Source organism: Micromonospora foliorum, from assembly GCF_022229015.1.
Taxonomy (GTDB): domain Bacteria; phylum Actinomycetota; class Actinomycetes; order Mycobacteriales; family Micromonosporaceae; genus Micromonospora; species Micromonospora foliorum.
This window is the reverse complement of record NZ_JAKKFF010000231.1, coordinates 1-5215: the sequence shown is the minus strand read 5'-3', so window position 1 is coordinate 5215 and position 5215 is coordinate 1. Positions and strand designations below refer to the sequence as shown.

The 5215-nt window shown below is 73.0% G+C and carries 6 protein-coding genes; 2 read left to right on the top strand and 4 right to left on the bottom strand.

All coding sequences use genetic code 11. From position 1 onward, the window contains the following. The 3 genes from PSH25_RS17505 to PSH25_RS17495 all read right to left on the bottom strand — a co-directional run. On the bottom strand, nt 1-348 hold a 348-nt coding region (locus PSH25_RS17505), incomplete at its 3' end, for a DUF1800 family protein (RefSeq protein ID WP_238660094.1). A gap of 59 nt (nt 349-407) precedes the next feature. Beyond that, nucleotides 408-1199 carry an enoyl-CoA hydratase-related protein gene (locus tag PSH25_RS17500; protein ID WP_238660093.1) on the bottom strand — a complete coding sequence of 264 codons (792 nt, stop codon included), beginning with the start codon at nt 1197-1199 and terminating at the stop codon, nt 408-410. A gap of 4 nt (nt 1200-1203) precedes the next feature. Continuing rightward, complete coding sequence (locus tag PSH25_RS17495; RefSeq protein ID WP_091394799.1) at nt 1204-2022, bottom strand: PaaX family transcriptional regulator; 819 nt, start codon at nt 2020-2022, stop codon at nt 1204-1206. 190 nt (nt 2023-2212) lie between these two features. On the opposite strand from PSH25_RS17495, the gene PSH25_RS17490 reads away from it, so the two are divergent. Continuing rightward, nucleotides 2213-2380, top strand: a complete 168-nt coding sequence (locus tag PSH25_RS17490; protein ID WP_007455245.1) for a DUF3117 domain-containing protein — start codon at nt 2213-2215, stop codon at nt 2378-2380. A 146-nt stretch (nt 2381-2526) separates the two neighbouring features. Further along, nucleotides 2527-4002, top strand: a complete 1476-nt coding sequence (locus PSH25_RS17485) for a leucyl aminopeptidase family protein (RefSeq protein ID WP_238660092.1) — start codon at nt 2527-2529, stop codon at nt 4000-4002. A 54-nt stretch (nt 4003-4056) separates the two neighbouring features. Here PSH25_RS17485 and PSH25_RS17480 read toward each other — a convergent pair whose 3' ends face one another. Continuing rightward, nucleotides 4057-4626: an O-methyltransferase gene (locus tag PSH25_RS17480; protein WP_145786483.1), complete on the bottom strand. Its 570-nt coding sequence runs from the start codon at nt 4624-4626 to the stop codon at nt 4057-4059. Nucleotides 4627-5215: the final 589 nt, after the last annotated feature.

Below are 5215 nucleotides of genomic sequence, written 5' to 3'. Positions count from 1 at the left end.
GGTGGCCCAGTGCCCGTGCCAGAAGAAGAGCAACTTCTCGGTCAGCCCGTCCTCGGCGACCACCATCCGGTCCAGCCACCACTCGGTGACCTGCTGGAGTTGCTTGCGGCGCTCCGCGTTGGCCTGCTGCCGCTGCTCGCGGGTGGAATCCTTGGTCAGCCCGGCGTACGGGTCCGGGGGCAGCGTGGGGATCGGCGTGGCCGCCGCACCTTTGTCCGTCGAGGGTGGGGTGAGCAGGCGGTCCAGGGTCGCCGCCGGCCCGGCCCGCTCGGCCGCGTCCACCTCGTCGGCGGTCGGCCCGAAGGTGGCCCGGCGCAGCAGGTGCGCCACCGCTTCACGATCGCTCATACCGGCCGACGCTAGGCGGCCCGTGTTCGAGGACGGTAAGGGCGGCGTCCGGATCGCGTTCAGCGTCCCTCGAAGACCGGTTTCTGCTTGCCGACGAAGGCGAGGGTGGCCGCCCGGTGGTCGGCCGTGGCGCCGCAGATCGACTGGGCCTGCGCCTCGGCGGCGAGGGCGTCGGCGAGGGTGCCGGCGTCGGCGATGGAGAGCTGCCGCTTGATCGCCCCGTACGCGACGGTCGGGCCGGCGGCGAGGCGGGCGGCCAACTCCTGGGCGACGGGCAACACCTGCTCGTCGTCGTCCGTCAACCGGTTGAGCAGGCCCAGCCGGCAGGCCTCCTCGGCGCGGACCGGCTCGGCCAGCATCAGCAGCTCCACCGCCTTGGCGTGCCCGACCAGTCGGGGCAACGTCCAGGAGGCGCCGGTGTCGGCGGCGAGACCGACCTTGGCGAAGGCCATCAGGAAATTGGTGGTCGGACCGCCGATGCGGATGTCGGCCAGGAACGCCAGCGAGGCGCCCGCCCCGGCGGCCATCCCACGGACCGCGGCGATCACCGGCTTGGGCAGGTTGGCGAGCCGGGCGGCGATCGGGTTGTAGTGCGCCCGCACGGTGCCCAACGGGTCACTGGCGGAGTGCTCCAGGGTGGCCACGTGCTCGCGCAGGTCCTGCCCGGCGCAGAACGACCCGCCGGCCCCGGCCAGGACGACCGCACGGCAGGACCGGTCGGTCTCCAGTTCGGCCAGGGCGTCCCGCAGCGCCTCCTTCAGCGCCACGTTGAGCGAGTTCATGGCGTTCGGCCGGTTCAGCGTGAGGGTGACGACGGCATCGGTCCGGTCGACCAGCAGCGGCTCGGTCACGTGTCTAACGACCCTTCTGTCGGACGATGCGGTTGCCGGCGTCGAGGCACTGTTCGACGTACCGGTCGGCGGCCGGACGCAGGCGAGCCGCGTGCCGGTCGAAGAAACTGGCCGCGGCGGTGCCAGGCCACCGCTCGGGCAGCAGCGCCGGGGGCAGCTGCGGGTCCTGGAAGAGGAACGTACGCCACGCGTGCACGAGGCGGAACCGCGTCGCGTACGCCTCCTCGTCGCTGCTGCGCACGGTGACGGCGGCGAGCAGCGGGCGCTGGTCCGCGACGAACCGCTCGTAGGCGCGGCCGATCTCGGCCAGGTTCCACGCTCGCCGGACCACGCCCATCGCGCCGGGGGTGCCGGAGAAGTGCGAGGCGGTGAACCGCTCGAACCGGATGCCGGTCTCGGCGAGGAGCAGGTCGACATCCTCGGCGGGGCGGGTGGCGACCCAGGTCTGCTCGTCGAGCGTCCCGTAGCCGAGGAAGCTCAAGTTGGCGGCGAGCCGCTGACGGTCCCGCCGGGAGCCCGGGGCCTCCAACACCAGCAGATCGAACCGCCCGTCCCAGGTGACCCGGCCGGTCCGGTAGATCCGGGCCGCTGCCTCGTCGAGTCGCCGGGCAGCTTTCGGTGTGATCGAATACCCCGGTCCGGAGACCAACCGGAGTGGTTCGAGCCAGCCCTGACGCACCATCCGGGACACGGCGGTGCGAACTGCCGGCGGTGCGATTCCCAGCGGCGCCAGTAGCTTGACCAGGGCAGCAACCGGTGCCCGGCCACCCCTCGGACGGAGGTGGTCGCCGTACAGGTCGAAGAGTGCCGACCGTGCCTGCATGACCGCACATTGTGACAGGCCTTCTCAAGATAAGCTAGATGCTGTTACATCAATGCTGCTCCGGTTTGGGTCCGGCGGTGTTCATCAGGGAAAATCGTTGGTCGACACCCCCGTGACCGTTGCGGGTGGTCGTGACGAAGTGGCTGTGGGGCAACCCACCGACCCTGGTGTAGGTCTGAGGGGAGACAACATGGCGGCGATGAAGCCGCGGACGGGCGACGGTCCGCTGGAAGTCACCAAGGAGGGGCGGGGCATCGTCATGCGGGTCCCGCTGGAGGGCGGTGGCCGGCTCGTCGTCGAGATGACTCCCGACGAGGCCAACGCGCTCGGTGACGCACTGAAGGCAGCGGCCGGCTGAGTAAGGAGTGCTCCGGGCGGCTCACGCCGCCCGGAACGTTCGTCGGACCCTGAGCCACCGGGATCGCCGGTGGCTCAGGGTCTTCAACGCTGCGGGCAGGTGGGTTCGCTGCCGTCCGCGTCACTTTCCTGGAGGTACGGTTCCGCGTGCTCGCCATCCGCCTGATCGCCGAGCCCGACCGGCTCGACGTCCTCGTCCTGCCCGTCCGTCCCGCCGATCCGACGGCGGAAGGCGACACCTCGGCCGAGCCCGTGTCGACCGCCGTGGCGGCCCCGGACGGCACGGCCGACGAGTCGACCGCGCTGGTGTCAGCGGCCCGACTGACGGGCCGAGCCGGCGAGATCCACACCCAGCTGCGCCCCGGGCGTACCCCCGGTCGGCTGCTGCTGCTCGGCATCGGTGACGGCGACGAGGCGGCCTGGCGGACCGCCGGCGCGGCCCTGGCCCGCTCCGCCGCAGCTGAGACGCATATCACCATCGCGCTGCCGGCCGAGGTGACCCCGGCCGCGGTTCGCGGGCTGACCGAGGGCCTGCTGCTCGCCCCGTACCGGTTCCGACTCACCGAGGCCGGCGACCGGCCGGCGCTCACCGGCGTCGACCTGCTGCTCGCCGACCCGACCGGGTACGAGGACACCGTCGCCACGGCCCGGACCACGGCCGCGATGACCCATCTCGCCCGGGACCTGACCAACACCCCGTCCTCCGTGAAGACCCCGCAGTGGTTCGCCGACCAGGTGGCCTCCGCCGCAGCCGATCTTCCGGATCTGCGGCTGCGGGTCCGTGGCCCGGCCGAGCTGACCACCGAGGGCTTCGGCGGGATCCTCGCCGTGGGCGGTGGCTCCGCCAGCGGACCCCGACTCGTCGAACTGGACTGGCACCCCGCCGACGCGCGCACCCACGTGGTGCTGGTCGGCAAGGGCATCACCTTCGACACCGGCGGCATCTCGATCAAGCCGGTGGCGTCGATGAAGCTGATGCGCAAGGACATGGCCGGCGCGGCAGCGGTCGTCGCCGCCACCCTGGGCGCCGCCGCGCTGCGGCTGCCGGTCCGGATCACCACGCTGGCCCCGCTCGCCGAGAACATGGTCAGCGGCTCGGCGTTCCGCCCCGGCGACGTCATCCGGCACTACGGCGGCACGACCAGCGAGACGACCAACTCCGACGCCGAGGGCCGGCTGGTCCTCGCCGACGCGCTGGCGTACGCGGTGCAGCAGCTCAAACCGGACCTGCTGCTCGACCTGGCCACGCTCACCGGCGCGAACTCGGTGGCGCTGGGCAAGCGCACCGCCGCCCTGTACAGCGAGAACGACGAGCTGGCGGCCGGCGTGCTGGCGGCGGCCGAGGCGGCCGGCGAGTCGGCCTGGCGGATGCCGCTGCACACCGACTACGTCGAGTACCTCGGCAGCGAGATCGCCGACCTCTACAGCGCGCCGGCGCAGGGTGCCGGCTCGGTGCTGGCCGCGCTCTACCTGCGCGAGTTCACCGGCGAACTACGGGACCGCTGGCTGCACCTGGACATGTCCGCCCCGTCCTGGGCCGACGGTGACCAGGCCGAGGTCAGCCGGGGCGCCACCGGCTGGGGCGTCCGGTCGTTGCTGCGCTGGCTGGCCGACGTCAACTAGGGCGTGGGTCGAGGCCTCGGCTCGACCGGGGCTTCGACCCGTCCTCGGCCCGGGTCAGCACTTCACCGCGGCGAGCAGCCCGTGCCCGACCGGAAGCAGGGCGGGGATCCAGTGCTCCGACTCCCGCACCGCCTTGATCGTCTCGCGGACCGTCACCGTCTCCGCGTCCCGGGCGGCCGGGTCGCCGATCCGGCCGCTGGCCAGCACCCCGTTGAGCGCCAGCACGCCCCCCGGGCGCAACAGCCGCAGCGCCGCCTCCACACAGGCATGGAAGCCGGTCGCCTCCGCGTCCACGAAGACCAGGTCGTACGCGCCGTCGGCGAGCCGGGGCAGCACGTCGAGAGCCCGACCGGTGATGATCCGGGTGCGCCCGGCCGCGAAGCCCGCCTCGGCGAAGATCCGCCGGGCGATCCGCTGGTGCTCCACCTCCACGTCGATGGTGGTGAGCACGCCGTCGGCGCGCATGCCGCGCAGCAACCAGACGCCGCTGACCCCGGTGCCGGTGCCGATCTCCACCACCGCACGGGCATTGCCGGCGGCGGCCAGCAGCCGCAGCGCCGCTCCCGCGCCGGGAGTGACCGCGTCGAGACCCACCTCCCGGGCCAGGCTGCGGGCGGTACGCAAAACGAGATCCTCGGTGACGTACGACTCGGCGAAGTGCTGAGCCTGTGTCGTCGAACTGCCGGAACCGGCGACCGTGGCGATGGGGCACCTCCGGGGGCGGTGCGTGGTGCGGGGGCGGGTTGGCACTGTGAGCGTAGAGGCGACCGTCGTGGGGCGCAGCCGCGCCTCCGCCGGAAGCGATCACCGGGGCAACCGCTGACTGCACCGCGTACATCCGTGCAATCCTGGAGGCGGTATCCCGTCAGCCGCGACCAGACCGGCCCGTGGCCGGGCGACGCGGCGCGGGATCCGGGGACGGACTGGGAGGCACCGACGTGACCGACGGCTGGGACTGGCGCCGGGGCGGTGAGACTCCGGCTCCGGCGCGACCGCCCGGGGCAGGAGCCCCGTCGGTGGGGCCGCCGACCAGGCCGGGGGCTGACCGCACACCCCTCCCCTCGCCAGGCAGCGGGCCGACACCGGTTTGGCCGGCGTCTGCTGGCGGGCCGACACCGGGCTGGCCGGCGTCTGCTGGCGGGCCGGCACCGAGTTGGCCGGCGTCGGCTGCGGGCGGGCCCCAAGATCGGAAGAGGGTCGGTTAGGGAAAGGG